14 protein-coding genes are annotated in these 17,672 nt (G+C 65.0%); 5 read left to right on the top strand and 9 right to left on the bottom strand.

Annotation, left to right across the window (positions count from 1 at the left end; translation table 11 throughout):
* The first annotated feature begins 15 nt into the window (after positions 1–15).
* Positions 16–1,002 (top strand): isopenicillin N synthase family dioxygenase, encoded by a 987-nt coding sequence (locus tag AB4Y32_RS09310; protein ID WP_368721032.1) that lies wholly within the window; start codon positions 16–18, stop codon positions 1,000–1,002.
* Between the two features lie 8 nt (positions 1,003–1,010).
* Positions 1,011–2,423, top strand: coding sequence for an FAD-binding oxidoreductase (locus tag AB4Y32_RS09305; protein WP_368721031.1), 1,413 nt, complete (start codon positions 1,011–1,013; stop codon positions 2,421–2,423).
* A 39-nt stretch (positions 2,424–2,462) separates the two neighbouring features.
* Here AB4Y32_RS09305 and AB4Y32_RS09300 read toward each other — a convergent pair whose 3' ends face one another.
* Together AB4Y32_RS09300 and AB4Y32_RS09295 are read right to left on the bottom strand one after the other, a co-directional pair.
* On the bottom strand, positions 2,463–5,876 hold the full coding sequence (locus AB4Y32_RS09300) for an alpha/beta fold hydrolase (protein ID WP_368721030.1): 3,414 nt from the start codon (positions 5,874–5,876) through the stop codon (positions 2,463–2,465).
* Positions 5,877–6,309: 433 nt separating this feature from the next.
* Positions 6,310–7,119, bottom strand: a complete 810-nt coding sequence (locus tag AB4Y32_RS09295; protein WP_368721029.1) for a hypothetical protein — start codon at positions 7,117–7,119, stop codon at positions 6,310–6,312.
* 390 nt (positions 7,120–7,509) lie between these two features.
* Here AB4Y32_RS09295 and AB4Y32_RS09290 point away from each other — a divergent pair, with 390 nt between their 5' ends.
* Both AB4Y32_RS09290 and AB4Y32_RS09285 read left to right on the top strand, forming a co-directional pair.
* Positions 7,510–9,351, top strand: coding sequence for a hybrid sensor histidine kinase/response regulator (locus AB4Y32_RS09290; protein ID WP_368721028.1), 1,842 nt, complete (start codon positions 7,510–7,512; stop codon positions 9,349–9,351).
* 409 nt (positions 9,352–9,760) lie between these two features.
* Positions 9,761–10,078, top strand: coding sequence for a hypothetical protein (locus AB4Y32_RS09285; protein ID WP_368721027.1), 318 nt, complete (start codon positions 9,761–9,763; stop codon positions 10,076–10,078).
* A 162-nt stretch (positions 10,079–10,240) separates the two neighbouring features.
* Here AB4Y32_RS09285 and AB4Y32_RS09280 read toward each other — a convergent pair whose 3' ends face one another.
* The 7 genes from AB4Y32_RS09280 to AB4Y32_RS09250 form a co-directional block, all read right to left on the bottom strand.
* A complete protein-coding gene (locus AB4Y32_RS09280) occupies positions 10,241–10,993 on the bottom strand; it encodes a response regulator transcription factor (RefSeq protein ID WP_368721026.1) in 753 nt (250 codons plus the stop codon).
* A 717-nt stretch (positions 10,994–11,710) separates the two neighbouring features.
* Complete coding sequence (locus AB4Y32_RS09275) at positions 11,711–11,869, bottom strand: hypothetical protein (RefSeq protein WP_368721025.1); 159 nt, start codon at positions 11,867–11,869, stop codon at positions 11,711–11,713.
* Entirely contained in the window at positions 11,847–12,848 is a 1,002-nt protein-coding gene (gene cydB / locus AB4Y32_RS09270) for a cytochrome d ubiquinol oxidase subunit II (protein WP_368721024.1), read from the bottom strand. Before cydB ends, AB4Y32_RS09275 begins: the two co-directional genes overlap by 23 nt.
* A 140-nt stretch (positions 12,849–12,988) precedes the next feature.
* Positions 12,989–14,380 (bottom strand): cytochrome ubiquinol oxidase subunit I, encoded by a 1,392-nt coding sequence (locus tag AB4Y32_RS09265; RefSeq protein ID WP_368721023.1) that lies wholly within the window; start codon positions 14,378–14,380, stop codon positions 12,989–12,991.
* Positions 14,381–14,782: 402 nt separating this feature from the next.
* Positions 14,783–15,091, bottom strand: coding sequence for a 4-oxalocrotonate tautomerase (locus AB4Y32_RS09260; protein WP_368721022.1), 309 nt, complete (start codon positions 15,089–15,091; stop codon positions 14,783–14,785).
* Positions 15,015–15,791, bottom strand: coding sequence for a class II aldolase/adducin family protein (locus AB4Y32_RS09255; RefSeq protein WP_368721021.1), 777 nt, complete (start codon positions 15,789–15,791; stop codon positions 15,015–15,017). Before AB4Y32_RS09255 ends, AB4Y32_RS09260 begins: the two co-directional genes overlap by 77 nt.
* 46 nt (positions 15,792–15,837) lie before the next feature.
* Positions 15,838–16,836: an urea transporter gene (locus tag AB4Y32_RS09250; protein ID WP_368721020.1), complete on the bottom strand. Its 999-nt coding sequence runs from the start codon at positions 16,834–16,836 to the stop codon at positions 15,838–15,840.
* Between the two features lie 274 nt (positions 16,837–17,110).
* Between AB4Y32_RS09250 and AB4Y32_RS09245 the strand changes: the two genes are divergently transcribed.
* Positions 17,111–17,665 (top strand): putative glycolipid-binding domain-containing protein, encoded by a 555-nt coding sequence (locus tag AB4Y32_RS09245; protein ID WP_368721019.1) that lies wholly within the window; start codon positions 17,111–17,113, stop codon positions 17,663–17,665.
* Positions 17,666–17,672 lie beyond the last annotated feature (7 nt).

Here is a 17,672-nt window from a genome sequence, read left to right as displayed (position 1 = left end):
TGAAGGAGCCTTGCGATGCACCCAGTCACTCGCATTCCGATCGTCGATCTGGCCGGCGTGCGCGCCGGCGACCGCGACGCGTTGATGCGCGCGGGCCGCGAGATACGCGACGCGTGCACGACGATCGGCTTCTTCTACATCGTCAATCACGGCGTGCCACAAGCGGTGATCGATCGTGCGGAACAGGCAGCGCGCACGTTCTTTGCGTTTCCCGTCGAGACGAAGCGGCGCGCGGCAGTGAATCACCGGCATCGCGGCTTCAATGCGCTCGGCGACGCGACGATGTATCAGGCGAAGCGCCCCGATTACAAGGAGTTCTTCAGCATCGGTCTGGAGTTGCCCGAGGACGATCCCGATGTGCTCGCGGGACAGGCGTTGCGAGGCCCGAACAACTGGCCGGACTTCATGCCTGAATTGCAGCCCGTGCTGTACGGGTATTACGAGGAAGTGGGCGCATGCGGCGCCGATCTGCTGCGCGCCGTGGCCGTGGGTCTCGGCGTCGACGAGCACTTCTTCGCATCGCGCTATACGAAGCGGATGCAGCGCACGCAGATGGTCTACTATCCGCCGCAGCCGCCGCAATCCGATGAAGATCAGTTCGGCGTCGCGCCGCATACCGACTATGGCTGCATCACGTTGCTGTGGCAGGATCGCGTCGGCGGATTGCAGGTGCGCGAGATCGCTAACGAAACGTGGATCGATGCGCCGCCCATCGAAGGCAGCTTCGTCGTGAATGTCGGCGATCTGCTGGCGCGCTGGACCAACGACCGTTTTCGTTCGACGCTGCATCGCGTGATCAACGCATCGGGCCGCGAGCGCTATTCGATCGCGACGTTCTACGATCCGACCTATACGTCGATCGTCGATCCGCGCGATCTCGGCACGGCATCGGCGGACAGCAAATACGAGCCCGTCGCGGCAGGCGACTACATTCTGGGCCGCATCAACAGCTCGATGGGCTACCGGAAGAAGCTCGCGGCGGCGCAAGGCACAACGGGCTAAGGAACCGCATGACAGTAAAAAACACGGCGTCGTCTGAATCGACTTTAGCCGCGACATTGGCTGCGCTGCGCGACGCGTTGGGCGACGACGCGGTGCGCGTCGGCGATGCGATCGGCGAGCGCGCGATGACGGACTGGACGCGTCACGAGCCGACGCGGCCCGCGGCGCTGCTCTTGCCGCGCACGACGGAGCAGGTCGCGCGCGCGCTGATGATCTGCAACGACGCGCATCAGCCCGTGGTGCCTCAAGGTGGCATGACGGGCCTCGCAGGCGGCGCGATTCCGCGTGCAGGCGACATCGCGTTGTCGCTCGACCGTCTTGCGGGCGTCGAGGAAATCGACAGCGCGGCCGCGACGATCACGGTGCGCGCGGGCACGACGTTGCAGACGGCACAGGAAGCGGCGGCGCAAGCGGGCTTCGAACTGGCGCTCGATCTCGGCGCGCGCGGCTCGTGTCAGATCGGCGGCAATCTCGCAACCAACGCGGGCGGCAATCGCGTGATTCAATCGGGCACCGCGCGCGACCAGGTGCTCGGGCTTGAAGTCGTGCTGGCGAACGGCGCGGTGCTGAGTTCGCTGAACAAGATGGTGAAGAACAATACGGGCTACGACCTGAAGCACTGGTTCATCGGCTCCGAGGGCACGCTTGGCGTGATCACGCGCGCCGTGTTGAAGCTGCAGCCGCAGCGCGCGTCGCGGCATACGGCGCTCGTCGCATTGAACGGCTACGAGCAGGCGGTCGCTTTGCTGCGAAGGCTTTCGACGCGCTTTGGCAACGACATCGGCGCATTCGAAATCATGTGGCCGGACTTCTTCGGTTTCGGCGTGAAGCTGACGGGCACGCGCTCGCCATTCGCCGAGCCGCACCCGTTGTATGCGCTGATCGAGCACGCGAGCTTCGATGCCGATGACGACGGCGCGCGCTTTTCCAACGCGCTGACAGATGCGCTCGACGAATCAGCGATCCGCGATGCCGTGATCGCACAGTCGGTCGCGGACACGCGCGCGCTGTGGGCGATCCGAGAATGCACGGCGGAATTCCCCGTCAGGCTGGACCCGATCAACTTCGACGTGAGCCTGCCGATCGGCGTGATTGGTACGTTCGTCGATCGTTGTCGCGTAGCGCTCGACCGCGCGTGGCCGGGCAACGAATCGTATTTCTTCGGCCATATCGGCGATTCGAATCTGCATGTCACCGTCGACGGGCGCTCGGTGCCAGGCGTCGATCATCACGATGTGTATGCGCTCGTGTATGACATGCTCGCGCCGTTGCGCGGCTCGGTGTCGGCGGAGCACGGCATCGGGTTGCTCAAGCGCGAGTTCCTGCCCGTCTCGCGCTCGGCGGAAGAACTGGCCGCGATGAAAGCGATCAAGCATGCGCTCGACCCGAACGGCATTTTGAATCCGGGCAAGCTGTTCTGACTCGCGATGACGCGTGCGTGACGAATGCCGTGGCATTCGTCATGCAACCTCGGCACGGCCATGCGCATCCAGATGCCTGACGATCGTCGGAAACACATCGAGCGCCGCGCGTTTGCCGAACACGCAGTCGATATGTCCATAGCCGTCGATAATGTGCCGTTCGTAGTGCTCGGGCCCGAACCGCTCGACCAGCATGTCGAACGTCATCTGCGTGCTGGTCGGCAGATAGCAGAGATTCTCCGAGCCATGAATGAACGCGATCGGCAGCTTCATCCCTTCGACGTTCGGCATGTACACGTCGTCGCCATTCGCATCGACCAGATGCCCCGCGCGCACCATCGCCGCGAGCTGATTGAAAAGCTCGACGTCGTGAATGCCGAATAGCTCCTGCAGATTCGCGTGCAACTGCTCGTCGAGTTGCGCGTGTTCGTACAGCAGGCCATACAGGAAGGTCGCGCGATGGCACACGGGGCTGCTGCAGGTTTCATCGTGCTCGACAGGGAAGAACTTCAGCGCTTCGTCGAGCAGGTTGTGCGGCCACTTTTCATGTTGCGTGTAAGCCGTCATATCCTTGATGCCCAGGTGCTGAAGAATCTGCGGCGTATGCAGGCCCGCCTTGATCCGCTGCAAGAGTCCCGGCACGGGATGCGCCGACACCTGCGACAGCACGGCCGAACGCACGCCCTTGAGTCCCGACATCAGCGACATCGTGAAGGCCAGCGCGCCGAGGCAATGGCCGAACACCTGAATGTCATCCACGCCCGCCAGTTCGCGCACCTTCGCGACAGCGGCGGGTATGTCGTAGCGCGCGATTTCGTCGGCGGTCGTGCGCCCGGTCGCGCTTGGCAGTTCGATGCTCACGCGCAGGTCGACGAGCCATACGTCGTAGCGCGCGGCGCACAGAAACTCGACGAAGTTCGTGCCGATCAAATCCGTCGAGAAGATCCGGCTCGATACGCCGGAGCCGTGAATCAGCAGCACGGGACCTTTGTTGCCGGCGTGATAGCGCGCGAGTCGCAGCGTCTTGCCGTCCTCGGTGTCGAAGTACGTGATGTGCGGCGCGGGTGCGCGCAGCGCGCGGCGCAGGCGTGGCGCCGCTTCGGGATTGAAGTACTGCAACGGCGCGGCGACGCCGCCATATTCCGTGTAGAGCACGCCCGCGAAAAAGCGGCCGAATTTCAGCGTCCACGCGAGCCGCGCTTCGATATCGGGCGCATTCGTCACTTCGATCGTGCGCTGCTGCTTGAGGAAATTTTCCGGCGTGATGATGAGCGTCGCGTGCCCGATCACGGGCGCGTCGTCGAATTCCGATTCGCGCACTTTCGCATAGGCGGTATTGGTCTGCGTCCACAGTTCGAGCAGCGACGTGTGCGTGATGATCTTCTCGGCCGTCAGATAGAAGTGCTTGCCGTCGAAGGTATCGAGCGTCATCCGGTATTTCATGTTGCGCCGCTCGACGTTCGTTTCGTCGACGACGAACAGATTGAAGACGCCGTCGCTGACGGTCATCGGTTGCGCCGACAGCGCGTTGCACGTCAGCGTGCCGACCATGTGCGCTTCGTGCTGCGGATTCGCGAGCATGTCGTCGAGGTCGTCGGACGCGACCGTCACCGTGAAGCTGATATGCGCGCCTTCGGCGGGATCGTCGGCTTGCCCCGCAGCCTTTGCATCGCCCACGAAGTACGTGCCGATCATCGTTTCGGTGAAGCGCAGGCCGATTTTGGGCGCGGGTGGCGGGGCCTCTTTGCCCGGCGCATCGTAGTCGATCTGCCAGCCGCGCGACGCCGCAAGCTGCGCGCAGTTGCGCTCGGCGAGCGCGGAGATCGTCAGCAGCGGATTCACGCCGAGCGAAAGCGGCATTACCGAGCCGTCCATCACGTACAGCCCTTCGTGCACCGCATGGCCTCGCGTATCCGAATACACGAGGCCCGCCTGATCGACGACGCCATACGCCGCGTCGTCGGCCATCGCGCAGCCGCCCAGCGGATGCACGGTGACGATGCGGTTCTGAAACGCCTCGGTGGAGATGGGATTGCGCACGTAGGCGCCGCCGAGCGCGCTCGTCGCGTCGATCAACGCCTTTTCCACCGTCTCGTAGATGGGCTGCTTGCCCGCGTTCGGCCAGCTGACGCGCGGACGGCCGTTTTCCACCGTGATTTGCCCGCTTTCTTCGTCGTGGGCCATCACGAGCCAGGTTTGCGTGTTGCGCATCGCGCCGTGATACGGGCCGCGCAGAATGCTTTCGGCGATGCGCGCTTCGTCGGCGAGCGGCGGCTCGCCTTCGGGATCGGGCATCTCAACGCCTTCGACTGAAGCGACGCCGAGCACGCCCATCAGCGCGGCGCCGATGGGCGCGGCGATCGAGCCTTCCTCGATCACGAAGCCGTCCTTCACATTGGCTGTGTCGCGATGGTCGATGATGCCCGTGATGCACGGGCCGACGGGCGGAATGTCGCCGGCGGGATGCGTGCCCCAGCCGACGCCGTTGATCACCTTGTCGGTGTTGAACGCGAACGCGAGCACGTCGCCGTTGCCGGTGAAATGCCGGCCGAGCTGCTTCGATACGCTCAAGCCCGCCTGCTGCGAGCGCAACAGGATCGCCGTCGAGCCGAGCGTGCCCGCCGACAGGATCACGACGTCGGCCGTCACGAACAGCTCGGGCGCGTCGTACAGCTCGCGCTTCAGGTCGGCAGGCTGATAGCGGACGCACCAGACGCCGCGCGCTTCGTCTCGCACGACGGAATGCACGGCCGCGCCCGTGAAGATCTGCGCGCCGTGCGCGACGGCGTCGGGCAGGTAGTTCATGTGCGTCGAATTCTTCGCGCCGTGATTGCAGCCCGAGTTGCAGTCGCCGCAGCCGTTGCAGCGCTGCTGGTCGACGCCCGCCGCATTCTTGCCGTCCTTGAACGTCACCGTGATGGGCGGCCGGTAGAAGCGCTCGCTCATGCCGAGCTTTTTCGCCGACAGCGCGAGCGCGTCGAGCTTCGGCAGATCGGGATAGTCGTCGGGAACGGGTGTCGCGCCGAGCATCGTCTTCGCGCGCTCGTAGCAGATGTCGAGGTTCGCCTCGTCGGCACGCACGGCAGCGGGCCAGCGTGGATCGTCCCACAGCCGCGCATCGGGCTTGAGCGCGACGTTTGCGTTGATCAGCGACGTGCCGCCCAGCCCGCAGCCGACCACGACGTTCACGTCCGGGTTCACGTGCATTTCGAGCAGCGCGAGCGGCGAACCGATCTGCGCGAGGCTGGTGTTGTACTGGATCTGCTCGGCGCCCTGGAAAGGCGTCGCGGGAAAGTCGCCCGCCATGAATTCGCGGCCGCGCTCGAGCAGGCAGACGCTGCGTTTCGCGCGCGCCATGCGGCTCGCGGCGATCGCGCCGCCATAGCCCGAACCCACGACCACCACCTCGTAATGATCCTTCATCGCCGCAAGGGCGCTGGACAAGCGGTTCATTCGACCACCTCTTTTTGAGTGTGCAGCAGGGCGGGGGAACCCCGATGAAGACGACTCGAGCTCGTAGCTTATTTATCCTGGACGGCGCGCATCGAAATGCAAGGGGAAAACGCGCGGTCGGGTGCGCAATTCAAAAATGGCCGTGTTTTTTAGGCGCGCGCTGCGTTCGGCGCGAAAGGGCGCAGAAGGGCGCGGACGGGCAACGGTAGCTGGAGCGTGCGCTGGAACGGCGCGCGAGATGAAGCGCGGGATCAAGCGCGAGATCAAGCGCGAGATCAAGCGCGGGATCAAGCGCGGGATCAAGCGCGGGATCAAGCGCGGGATCAAGCGCGGCTGGGGACGAGGGCGCGGCATCCCGGCATTCCCGCGTCCGCGTCGATCGAGCCGCCTCGCAGGCCGATCGACCGAACGCCGATTGCGAAACGCCAACCGCTCACGCAGCCACTTCGATCATTTCGTCGTCCGGGGCGGTGGCGGCTTCCGTCGCTTCCGTCGCCAGCAGGTTGAACACAACGAGGATCGCGTCGCGGTTTTCGGCGAGGATTTCGATGCCGAGCACGTCGCGCAGCCACTGGCCGATCTTCGTGTTGGAAAACTGGCTGGCGTCGTCCGTCTTCTTCATCGTGACGCCGAGCTTCACAGCGCGGTAGTGATAGGAGGGCACACGATGCTGCGCGGCCACCGCGGACAGACCGCCTTTCGCTTCCGAGCACCAGCCGAGGCTGCCCGCCAGCACGATGCGCTCCGGCGAATCGAGCGACGCGATGAACTCGCGCGCCGCTTCGCGCACGCGCCGCTCGTTCAGGCCGTATTGCATCAGCACGCTTTCGACGGGGTCTTCGAGCGCCTGCGCGCGCAGATCGATTTCCTGCATCATGCCTTCGTGCTCCATCGAGACGTTGCGTTGATGGCTCGCGCTGCGCAGGCAATCGATCAGGTAACGGCGGAAGTAAGCGCAGATTGCATAGCTGTTGGACGGCGCGCTTTCGGGCGCCGCCTTCGATTCGACGTGGCCGGGCGCGAGGCGCAGCACTTTCGTATAGATGAACTGGTGCACGAGTTCTTCCTTGTCTTCGCCGAGCGCGTGCAATTCGAGCGGATGATAGGTGCGCAGCGCGCGCTTCACGAGGTCGTACATCGACATCATTTCGTTATCGGTTAGCTGCGTGCGGCGGCGCCAAAGGTCGGGAAGTACGGCGTCGTCGAGAGTGCGTGCGAAAACCTGGCTCGGAACTGCGCCCATGAAGGCCTCCATCGGAAGTGGCAAGGTGCGCGGTAGGGGCGAGTGGTCCCGCCGATGGAGCCTCGACAAAACAGGCGTAAAAGAGGATTCGTGAAGCTGAACCTTCAGAGGCTGTTGGCCGCGCTTGATTGTTGAATCGTTGAAACCAGTATGCTTTTTGCACGCGGCTCCGCCTATATGGATTAAGTCATAGCTGAAGGGTAAACCGCGGGCAAGACGGGTAAACTGTCTTTAGACTGTCGTACCAGTGCCGGTGTAAGACGAGCGTCGCACGGGTTTTATTCCCGATCAGAAGCAAGCGGCGGCGCTTCAATGAAAAGCGGAAACACCATCGAACAGCGGGGCCGGCTAGCCGGACTCGAAAGCAACCATGGGACAGGAGACCGCACGATGCGGGCTGATCCAATCCAGCGTGCGATCGACGAAGATCTCGTGCGCGTGCTGTACGCGCAGGACCCGATTGCCTTCTTCACGCACTGGTTCTCGATCGCGGTGCTGGTGGCGATCTACTGGAATGACATCCCGTATCCGCATCTTTTTGCCGCGTGCTTCATCTTCTACGGCTTTGCCAACTGCGCGAGCCTCGCGCTGTGGATGTGCAATCGCCGCTGGCCCGATGCCGTCTCGCCGCGCACGTGGATCAACCTGCACGCGGCGCGTGGCGCGTTGCTCTATAGCGCGCCGGGGCTCGCGATCTGGTTTGCGTTCCAGAGCCCGCATACCGATCTCCCGATCCTGCACACGGTGATGCTCGTCACGCTGGCGGCGGGCGTGTTCATGTCGAACGGCTTTGACGTGGCCAACTTCGTGACGGCGATTCCGTTCCTGCTGCTGCCCGCGATCGTGCTGCACTTCGGCACGCACACGTTCGACCGCACGATTCTCGCGATCGTCCTCGCGTTCTTCTTTTGCGCGATCAACGTCTACGCGCTCAGTTACCGCAAGCTGTTCCAGCGGGTCGTGCAGGCGCGCGTCGATCAGCAGGCGCTCGCCGAATCGCTTGCCGCGCAAAAGCTCGTCGCCGAAGAGGCGAGTCTCGCGAAGACGCGCTTCTTCGCGGCCGCGAGCCACGACCTGCGGCAGCCGCTGCACGCGATCGGGCTGCTCGCGGCATCGCTGAACGATCCCGCGGCGACGCCCGTGCAGCACGCGAAGACGGCCAGCAATATCGCCAACAACGTCGAAGCGCTGAACCAGCTTTTCAACCAGGTGCTCGATCTGGCGCGGCTGGAGAGCGGCGTCACGCAGGTGATCAAGCTGCATTTCCGGCTCTCGGAACTGTTCGATCGCGTCGGCAGCCAGTACTGGCCGCAGGCGGCCGCGAAGGGCCTCGCGCTGCGCATCGCGCCGACGGACGCCGTCATCCACGACGACCCCGTGCTGCTCGAGCGCATCCTGAGCAACCTGCTGTCGAACGCGGTGCGCTACACGGAGGGCGGCGCGATCTGGATGGGCTACCGGCGCGCGGGGCGGCTCGACGGCGGCTATATCGAAGTGCGCGATTCGGGCATCGGCATTCCGAAGTCGGAGCAGGAACGCATCTTCGAGGAGTTCTATCAGGTCGCCAATCCGCACCGCGATGCGCGGCAAGGGCACGGCCTCGGGTTGCCGACCGTCAAGCGGCTCGTCGAGATGCTCGGAGGGACGCTGCAACTGCGCTCCGCGCCGGGGCGCGGCTCGGTGTTCCGCTTTCCGGCGCGGGCTGGCGATCCGGCGCGAATCGTCGCCGGTCTCAACGACTCGGGCGCGAGCGGCGCGGCGGCGCTCGGCCGCCACGTGCTGTGCATCGACGACGAGCCGGCGATTCTCGAAGGCATCCAGAACCTGCTCGGACGCTGGGGCTGCGTGGTGCGCGGCGTGCCCGACGAGCGTCAGGCGCTTCTCGCCATCGACGAAGGCTTCATGCCCGACGCCGTGCTCTGCGATTACCAGCTCTCGAATCACCGGACGGGCGCGCAGGCGCTCGGCGCCGTGCGCGACGCGCTGCGGCGGCGCGGCCGCGAGCGCGTCGTGACGCTGCTGATCACGGGCGATATGGCGTCGGTGGAACTGGAGGCGCTCGCGCTGCAAGGGATTCCCGTGCTGCACAAGCCCGTGACGCCGGCGCGCCTGCGCCGCACGCTGGAGCTGCTGTGGCAGCAGCCGGGCGCCGACTCCGACGCCGATGTCAACGCCGACGCCGCCAGGAGCGTGGAAGGCGCGGCGCCGCAGCCGGTGACGTCGCGCAGTTGAGATCGCGGCGTTCGAACTGGCTGGCGGTCGCGTTTCGCGCTCGCTTTTTCCCGGCCGTTTGATTTCTCCGACGCCGTGTTTGCGGCGGTCGGCGACGCGCCGACGTCCGTTCTGTTCTTCCCCACTTTCTCCGCGCGACTCATTCGCTGCTAGAACGCTGCGCACAGCGTTGCGCCCCTGCATCGACCCGCCCGCCTTTTTTGAGAAGTGTCTGATCGACGGGCAGCAAGCCTGGCTGCTGAAATAAGCCGATTCGCGATAACGGCAGCCGTCGGGCCCGGCAACGTCGCGTGCGATCGGCAGGCATCGCGTCCGTCGCTCGATCTGCTGTCAGCAGCGAATTCTCCTGTCAACCCTCCGCGCCCGGCCCACTGCACTGGCGCGGCTATCGAATCAACGAGGTATCGAAGTGAACGGACATTCTTCCGACCGGCTCGTCGCCGGCGTTCTGCTCGGCGCGTTCGTGACGAGCGCTTTCGTCATCGGCATGCTGTATCTCGGCATTCCGTCCGGCCGTCACGCGCATATGGCGATGCGGCTCGGTCTGCCCGTCGCGCTGTCGTGCGCGCTGCTTTTCCCGGTGCCGCTGTTGCATCGCACGGTCCTGCGCGATCGCCGCAGCCTGTTCGTGCTCGATGAAGACCTCAACGCGCTGCTGCTCGGCCGCGCGATCGGCGTGATGGGCGGCATCGCGCTTGGCGTCACGCTCGCGACCGAACTGCTGTAACGGGCAACGCGCCTTTGCGGCTCCAGGCGGGGCCGCGTCCTTCCGACAGGCGGCATTCGATGAGCATCCGATGCCGCCGCCCTCTGCAACTCCCACGCTGAATCCCAACGCCGCCGCCCTCTGCAACTCCCACGCTGAATCACAACGCCGACGCGGCTCGCGCTAAAGCGTCTTGCCCGCTTCGAGCCAGCCGTTGATCACGGCAATTGCGGTCGCGCGATTGTGCACGCCGAGCGCGCGAAAGATCACAGAGAGATGAACCTTGATCGTCCCCTCGGCGACGCCGAGATCGCGCGCGATCATCTTGTTGGTCCAGCCGCGATGCACGAGGCGCATGATTTCCTGCTGACGCGGCGACAGGTTTTCCAGCAGATGCTGCTGGTGCGGCTGCAACGCTTCGACGCGGACGGCGGGAACGGCTTCCGTTGGCGCGGACGCCGTCGCTTGTACGGTGGCCGTCGCGGCGCTTGCCGTCGACGCCGGCTCCATCGTTGCCGTCGCGGCTTCGCGATTGCCGAGCAGGCTCAGCGCTTCCATCGGTACGTAGGCGCCGCCGGAAAGCACCAGTTCGATCGCCTTGAGCATCACGCTCGCAGGCTGGCGTTTCGGCACGAAGCCGAGCGCGCCCGCCGCGAGCACGGCGCGCATCTCGTCGGGCGATTCTTCCGCGGACAGCACCACGACGGGCAGCGCGGGGTTGGCCGTCAGCAGGTTTTGCAGCGACGAGGCGCCCGTCATGCCGGGCATATGCAGATCGACGATCGCGAGGTCGTGGTCGGCGTCGGGCTTGGCGATGGCGGCCAGCGTTTCCCACGTGTCGGCTTCGTCGAATACGGCGTCGGGATCGAGTCCGCGCAACAGACCTTTGACACCCTGGCGGATCAGTTCATGATCGTCGGCTACGAGAAACTTCATGATGTCTCCGCTTTCGGCCCTGCCGATGTTGTACCTGCGTTGTCGGTCGGGACGGGAGCGGAGGGCGCGCTCCCGGAAGTGCGCCATCCGTCCGCAAGGCTGCGCCGCGCGCGCGAAACCGCCCGCTGCGTGCCGCAACCCGCTGCACTCCCTGCGGCCGCGTCAGCGACGGGCCGTCCATGCAGCAACAGCTTGTTTGCTTCCTACGCCGCGATCATATGCCTGATCGTCGGCGTGGTCATGCTCGTCGCAGATCGCCTGCACGGGCCTTGCGACCCATGCGCTTGCGTCCGCCTGTCATTGTTTGCGCGGGCCGCCCGGAATGCAACGGCGCCGGCGCGTATCAGTCTGGTCTCGCTCGCGCTGCCGCTGCGGCCGTGCCGGAGAGTCCGGTCTGGTCGACGCGGTTGGCGCGCGTGGTTTTCCTTTGGTTTGGTACTGCATCGGTGGCCGGACGTACGTCCATGTCGCGGCCTGCTACGTAGACGAGCCGAGCGGAAGGATTTTGAAGGCGAAACGGCGGTTCGGTCGGGTAGAACGGGCGGGAGCGAGCTATGCGCGGCGGTGGCGTACAGGTGTTCACTGGCGCTGAAGGCGAGGCTCCGTACATGGGGCCTGCGCAGCGTGTTTGATTGCGCGAACTGCCACGCATGCCTCGGACCCTTTGTGCCAGCCATTCAGGTGATCGTGAAAAGCGTCGCGCTTTGCGCCAGCAATTCAGGTGATCGCGAAGAGCGTCGCGTTCATCAGCGCCTTGAACGCATAGCCGACGATCATCGCGCTGCCCACGCCTGCGCACCACAGCGCAATGAACCAGAGCCAGCCCGGCAGGCGCGAGCGGGCGCGGCCGGACTTAGTGGTAGTGGGCGTCGCCATGGCGCACCTTGCCGCGGAAGACCCAGTAACCCATCGTCGTGTACGCGATGATGATCGGGATGATGACGGCCGCGCCGACCAGCGTGAACACCTGGCTCGAACGCGGGGCGGCCGCTTCCCAGAGCGTGACGCTCGAAGGAATCGCATACGGCCACAGGCTCACCAGCAGGCCGACATAGCCGAGCAACACGAGACCGAGCGCCAGCATGAACGGCGTGTTGTCGTGCCGCCCGCGCACCGCGCGGCGCATGAAGTACACGCAGATCGCGACGAGCAGCGGCACGGGCGCGAGGCGCCAGAAGAGGCCGTCGTCGAACCAGCGCTGCGCGATCGTCGGTTCCTGCAGCGGCGTCCACAGGCTCACGACGACGATGAAGCCGAGCAACACGATCGTCAGCGGCCAGACGACGCGATGCAGCCGGCGTTGCAGATCGCCTTCCGTCTTTGCGACGAGCCAGCAGCAGCCGAGCAGCGCATAGGTGACGACGAGGCCGAGGCCCGTCAGCAGCGAGAACGGCGTGAGCCAGCCGAACGCGTTGCCGGCGAAGCTGCCGTCGACGACGGGAATGCCTTGCAGGAACGCGCCCAGCGCAATGCCCTGGAAGAACGCCGCGCCCGCCGAGCCGCCGATGAATGCCAGATCCCACAGATGCTTCGTGCGATTCGCCTTCGCGCGGATCTCGAACGACACGCCGCGAAAGATCAGGCACGCGAGCATGCCGACGAGCGGCAGGTACAGCGCGGAGAGCACGGTCGAATAGACGACGGGAAACACCGCGAAGAGCCCCGCGCCGCCGAGCACGAGCCACGTCTCGTTGCCGTCCCACACGGGCGCAACGGTGTTCATCATCAGGTCGCGCTCTTTCTCGTCGGGGAAGAACGGAAACACGATGCCGATGCCCAGATCGAAGCCGTCCAGCACGACGTACATGAAGAGGCCCAGTGCGATGATCGCGGCCCAGACTACGGTGACATCCATTTTTTCTCTCGCTGGTATCGAAGGGTGGTCAGGCGCCCATCATCGGGTCGACGGGCTTTGCATGGGACGGGAGTAAGCGCTCTGCATGGGCCGGAGTAAGTGCTAAAGCACCGACTCCGGCCGACAGCTGAAGCGCCGGCTCACGTCGACACGGAGAGCGGGCGGCGCGCGGTGCGTTCCGGACCATCGGGCACGCCGTCCGGCGTGTGGCCCGGCAGCGCGGGACCCGTGCGCATCAGCTTGAGCATGTAGTAGATGCCCGTGCCGAACACGAGGAAGTAGATGACGACGAACGCCATCAGCGAAATGCCGACCTGTTGCGCGGAGAGCGGCGACACCGCTTCGACGGTGCGCTTCACGCCATACACGACCCACGGCTGGCGGCCCACTTCCGTCGTGATCCAGCCCGCGAGCAGCGACATGAAGCCCGTCGGGCCCATCGCGATCGCGATGCGGTGGAACCACTTCGCGTCATACAGCTTGCCGCGCCGGCGCAGCACCCATGCCGCCGCCGCAAAGCCGATCATCGCGATGCCGAGACCCGCCATCACGCGGAAGCTCCAGAACACGATCGTCGAATCCGGGCGGTCTTCTTTCGGGAAGCTCTTCAGTCCGCGGATTTCGCCGTCCCAGCTATGCGTGAGGATCAGGCTGCCAAGGTGCGGAATCGACACGGCGTACTTCGTCGTCTCGGCCTGCATGTCGGGGATGCCGAACAGGTTCAGCGCGGTGCCGCCTTTCTCCGTGTCCCACAGGCCTTCGATCGCCGCTATCTTCGCGGGCTGATAGTCGCGCGTGTTCAGTCCGTGCGCGTCGCCGACGAACGCCTGGATGGGGGCGAGGACGAGCAGCATCCACAGCGCCATCGAGAACATCTTCTTCACCGCGTTGTCGCGCCGGCCACTCAGCAGATGCCACGCGCCGACGGCCGCGACGACGAGCGCCGTCACGATGAACGCGGCCATCGCCATGTGCGCGAGACGGTACGGGAACGACGGATTGAAGATGATCTTGAACCAGTCGACGGGCACGACGCGGTTGTCGACGATATCGAAGCCTTGCGGCGTCTGCATCCAGCTGTTGGACGCGAGAATCCAGAACGTCGAGATCAGCGTGCCGATGGCGACCATCAGCGTCGCGCCGAAGTGCGCGCGCGGGCTCACGCGCTGCCAGCCGAACAGCATGATGCCGAGGAAGCCCGCTTCGAGGAAGAACGCGGTCATGACTTCGTACATCAGCAGCGGGCCCGTCACGGGACCTGCGAACGCAGAGAAGCCCGACCAGTTGGTGCCGAACTCGTAGCTCATGACGACGCCCGACACGACGCCCATGCCGAAGGCCACGGCGAAGATCTTCGACCAGAACAGGCAAAGGTCTTTGTAGTAGGCCTTGCCCGTTTGCAGCCAGCGCCATTCGAGAACGGCGATGAAGCTCGCAAGACCGATGCTGAGCGCAGGAAAGACAATGTGGAACGAGACCGTGAACGCGAACTGCATGCGCGCGAGGTCGAAGGCGGAGATTGCGGTGTTCATGTGTCCGAATCCGAAAAGAGACACGGCGCGCGTCGGCGGATGCCGTTGCGCACTGCGTCGTGCAGGTGAGGCAAGCGTAGGGGATTGCGGACGGTTTTGCTGCGGCGCGGGCTGCGTCGATATGGCGCGGAACTGTGCTTTCGCGCGAGCGAACCGGCGACGTAAATCCTTGATCGCGATCAGGTTTTTGCTGCGTCGATCTGCGCGTCTGTTGCGCGCGCTCAAGGCGAAAGTGCGTCAATCAACCGCGTCGCAGCATCGTGTGCGTGACGGTTGCGCGACGGTTCATGGCGGTTCGCATGGCGGCGTCGAAAGCAGAAAGGCCGCAAGCGCGGAAGCACTTGCGGCCCGTTGTCGCAGAGGAGGCCTTGGGTTTCGTGCGAGCCGTTCAGTCGTTTTTCGTCAGGCTGGATCGGACCACAGACGGCCGCCCGTCGCCCAGTTCTCTCGTTTGACATCGATGAGAATGATGTCGACGGACCCCGGCTCGACGTTCAGCGATTCGCACGTCGCCTTCGTGATCGCTTCGACGAACTGACGCTTCTGCTCGACCGTGCGGCCTTCGAAAAGCTCGATATGAAATGTAGGCATGTCTCGTGTTCCTTGAAGTGAGTTGAAACGAAGCGTGTCGAAGTCAGTTCCTGAACGACGGATCGAGGCGATCGAGCTTGCGCAGCAGCGCGGGCCATTCGATTGCGCCTTCGATCGCACCGCCGTCGTAAAGCTGTTCGGCCGTGCGCCCGGCGACGGCTTCCGATGGCAGCACGAGCGGGCCGCCGCCCGCCTGCGCCTGCAACTGGATCTCGCATGCCTTGATCAGCGTCGCCATCAGCACATAGGCTTCCGCGACGGTGCGGCCCGCCGTCAGCGTGCCGTGATTGCGCAACAGCATTGCGGGCTTGTCGCCGAGATCGGCGACGAGCCGCTCGCTTTCGGCGGGCGTGAACGCGAGGCCCTCATAGTCGTGATACGCGAGATAACCGTGAAAACGCAGCGCGTGCTGCGAACCGGGCAACAGGCCGTCCTTTTGCAGCGACACGGCAATGCCCGCCGTGTTGTGCAGATGCATGACGCAGAACGCGTCGGCGCGCGCCGCGTGCACGGCGGCGTGCAACGCGAAGCCCGTCGCGTTCACAGGATGCTCGCTGTCGCCGACGATATTGCCGTCGATATCGATCTTCACCAGATTCGACGCACAGACTTCATCGAACGACAGGCCGAACGGATTGATGAGGAAATGGCCGGGCTCGTCGGGCACGCTCGCGGAGATGTGCGTATAGACGAGATCGTCCCAGCCGTTGAGCGCCGCGAGCCGGTAGGCGGCCGCGAGATCGACGCGGGTGCGCCGTTCGGTTTCCGACATCGGCGTGGATTGCGCGATGCGGCCTGCGGGCGTGTGTGCGAATGACATGATGTCTCCCGTCTCTGTCCAACACGGTTGCTGGTGACTCGCCGCTTCAGCGTTCCGGCAAAGCAGCGCGGGTCGTGTTTTCCGTGCGCCCGTCCGCGCTGCGTTCGGCTGCGGCGTCGAAGGGGCTTGTGTTGCGCGACATGTGCGTGTCGCGAGTATCGCGCATGAAACGGCTCACCGTCCACGTCGCGACGACGAAGGGCGCGGTCAATGCCGGCACGCCAGGAAACGCGGCAGCCTGTTGCAGCAATACCGACATCGACACGCCAATGAGCGCCGAGAATGCGCCGCAATCGGCCAGTGCCAGCGCAGTGAGCGCGCCGTTGAATCCCCACAGGCCCGCATCGAGCGAGGCGGCATCCGTGCCGATGAGCAAGTGCGCCGCCGTCGCGAGCGCTGCGCCCGCCAGAGCAAATACGGCGCATCGCATCGATGACATCGCGATGCCCGCGAGAATCAGCAGACCGGCCCACGTCGTCGACGCAAACGAGGTCTGCGCGATGCCCGCGAGCAATGCGCGCGCGAACGGCATCCACACAACGGCGTCGCTTGCGCTCGCGCCGACGCTAAAGCCGACGCCGACACTGACACTCACGCTGGCGTGTGCGAACGCCCCATGCACGAGCGGCATCCACGCCCACGTGACGAGCAGGCAAGGGCTCGAATAGTATCCGAGGCAGCGCGAGCGCAGCAGCCGCGCCCACGGACCGTGGAGCCACGCGGCGGCCGTCGCGGCGAGGATCGCGATGGCCGTCGCCGTAGCGATATCGGTGATGAACGTGAAAGCGGCAAGCGCCGCCAGCGCGCCGTTGAAACCGTGCAACCCATCGCATGTCTCGCGCGGATCGTAGCCGCGCAGAATGGCGCCGACGTTCGCGGCGATCGCGCCCATCAGCGCCGCGCACGCGAGGCGTGGGCTGCACACGAGCCACGCGGCGAGCACGCACGCGCCCGTCGATGCATCGCGTTGCAGGACGATCTGGCCGAAGCTGCGCAGCAGCGTGCGCAGCGCAGTGAACAGAACTTGATGGGGCACGGCGTGCATGGCGATATCGATTGAAAGCGGACGTGACGAAGCCGCATGAGGGGGAACTCACGCGGCCAGCAAGATTCGAAGCAGACGAATCGCGAGCATAGCGAGGCGCACGGCGAACGGCATGCGCGCGCATTGATAGCGGCTATTTGCGGCGCGTGTCTTGCAGGCTCGCGATCCCGGCGCGATTCGCGGCCGACGTGGCGAGAACGGAAAAGACGGCGTTGATCCACGGCCGTTCGCGCTACGATGTCACCGATAACGATCGGACGAAGGAGACGGATTCATGCGTGAAGTGCGATGGACCCCGGAAGAGGGGGATGGCGTCGAGCATCTCGCGTTCGACGCGCGCGCCGACGGCTTCCATGCCGAAAGCGTACTGGTCGGCGAGCGCAACGGTCACCCGTATGGCCTTTTTTACCGCGTCAAATGCGACCTGCAGTGGCGCACCGTGCATGTGTGGCTGAAAGTAATCGGCGGCCCGGAACTCGATCTGCACGGCGACGGCGAAGGCAACTGGCATGACGGTCACGGGCTCGTGCTGGCGTCGCTGGCGGGCTGCATCGATATCGACATCGCCGCGACGCCCTATACCAACACGCTGCCCATTCGCCGCCTGCAACTCGCGAAGGGCGCGCGCGAGACGATTCCCGTCGTGTTCATCTCGACGCCCGATCTGCAGATCTCACGCGTAGAGCAGGCGTACGCGTGCGTCGAGCCGGGCATCGAGTATCGCTATGAAGGCATCGATACGGGCTTCGCGGCCGAACTGAAGGTCGACGAGGACGGACTCGTCATCGACTATCCGACGATGTTCACGCGCACATTGCCGCTGGCCTGAAGTTGCG

The organism is Paraburkholderia phymatum (assembly GCF_040965635.1).
In the GTDB taxonomy this organism is placed as follows: domain Bacteria; phylum Pseudomonadota; class Gammaproteobacteria; order Burkholderiales; family Burkholderiaceae; genus Paraburkholderia; species Paraburkholderia phymatum_B.
This window is presented reverse-complemented; position numbering and strand designations above follow the sequence as displayed.

Bases quoted from the DNA above. Each gene is read 5' to 3' on its own strand.
- AB4Y32_RS09310 (WP_368721032.1), top strand. From the start codon at position 16: ATGCACCCAGTCACTCGCATTCCGATCGTCGATCTGGCCGGCGTGCGC.
- AB4Y32_RS09305 (WP_368721031.1), top strand. From the start codon at position 1,011: ATGACAGTAAAAAACACGGCGTCGTCTGAATCGACTTTAGCCGCGACA.
- AB4Y32_RS09300 (WP_368721030.1), bottom strand. From the start codon at position 5,876: ATGAACCGCTTGTCCAGCGCCCTTGCGGCGATGAAGGATCATTACGAG.
- AB4Y32_RS09295 (WP_368721029.1), bottom strand. From the start codon at position 7,119: ATGGGCGCAGTTCCGAGCCAGGTTTTCGCACGCACTCTCGACGACGCC.
- AB4Y32_RS09290 (WP_368721028.1), top strand. From the start codon at position 7,510: ATGCGGGCTGATCCAATCCAGCGTGCGATCGACGAAGATCTCGTGCGC.
- AB4Y32_RS09280 (WP_368721026.1), bottom strand. From the start codon at position 10,993: ATGAAGTTTCTCGTAGCCGACGATCATGAACTGATCCGCCAGGGTGTC.
- AB4Y32_RS09275 (WP_368721025.1), bottom strand. From the start codon at position 11,869: ATGGCGACGCCCACTACCACTAAGTCCGGCCGCGCCCGCTCGCGCCTG.
- cydB (WP_368721024.1), bottom strand. From the start codon at position 12,848: ATGGATGTCACCGTAGTCTGGGCCGCGATCATCGCACTGGGCCTCTTC.
- AB4Y32_RS09265 (WP_368721023.1), bottom strand. From the start codon at position 14,380: ATGAACACCGCAATCTCCGCCTTCGACCTCGCGCGCATGCAGTTCGCG.
- AB4Y32_RS09255 (WP_368721021.1), bottom strand. From the start codon at position 15,791: ATGTCATTCGCACACACGCCCGCAGGCCGCATCGCGCAATCCACGCCG.
- AB4Y32_RS09250 (WP_368721020.1), bottom strand. From the start codon at position 16,836: ATGCACGCCGTGCCCCATCAAGTTCTGTTCACTGCGCTGCGCACGCTG.
- AB4Y32_RS09245 (WP_368721019.1), top strand. From the start codon at position 17,111: ATGCGTGAAGTGCGATGGACCCCGGAAGAGGGGGATGGCGTCGAGCAT.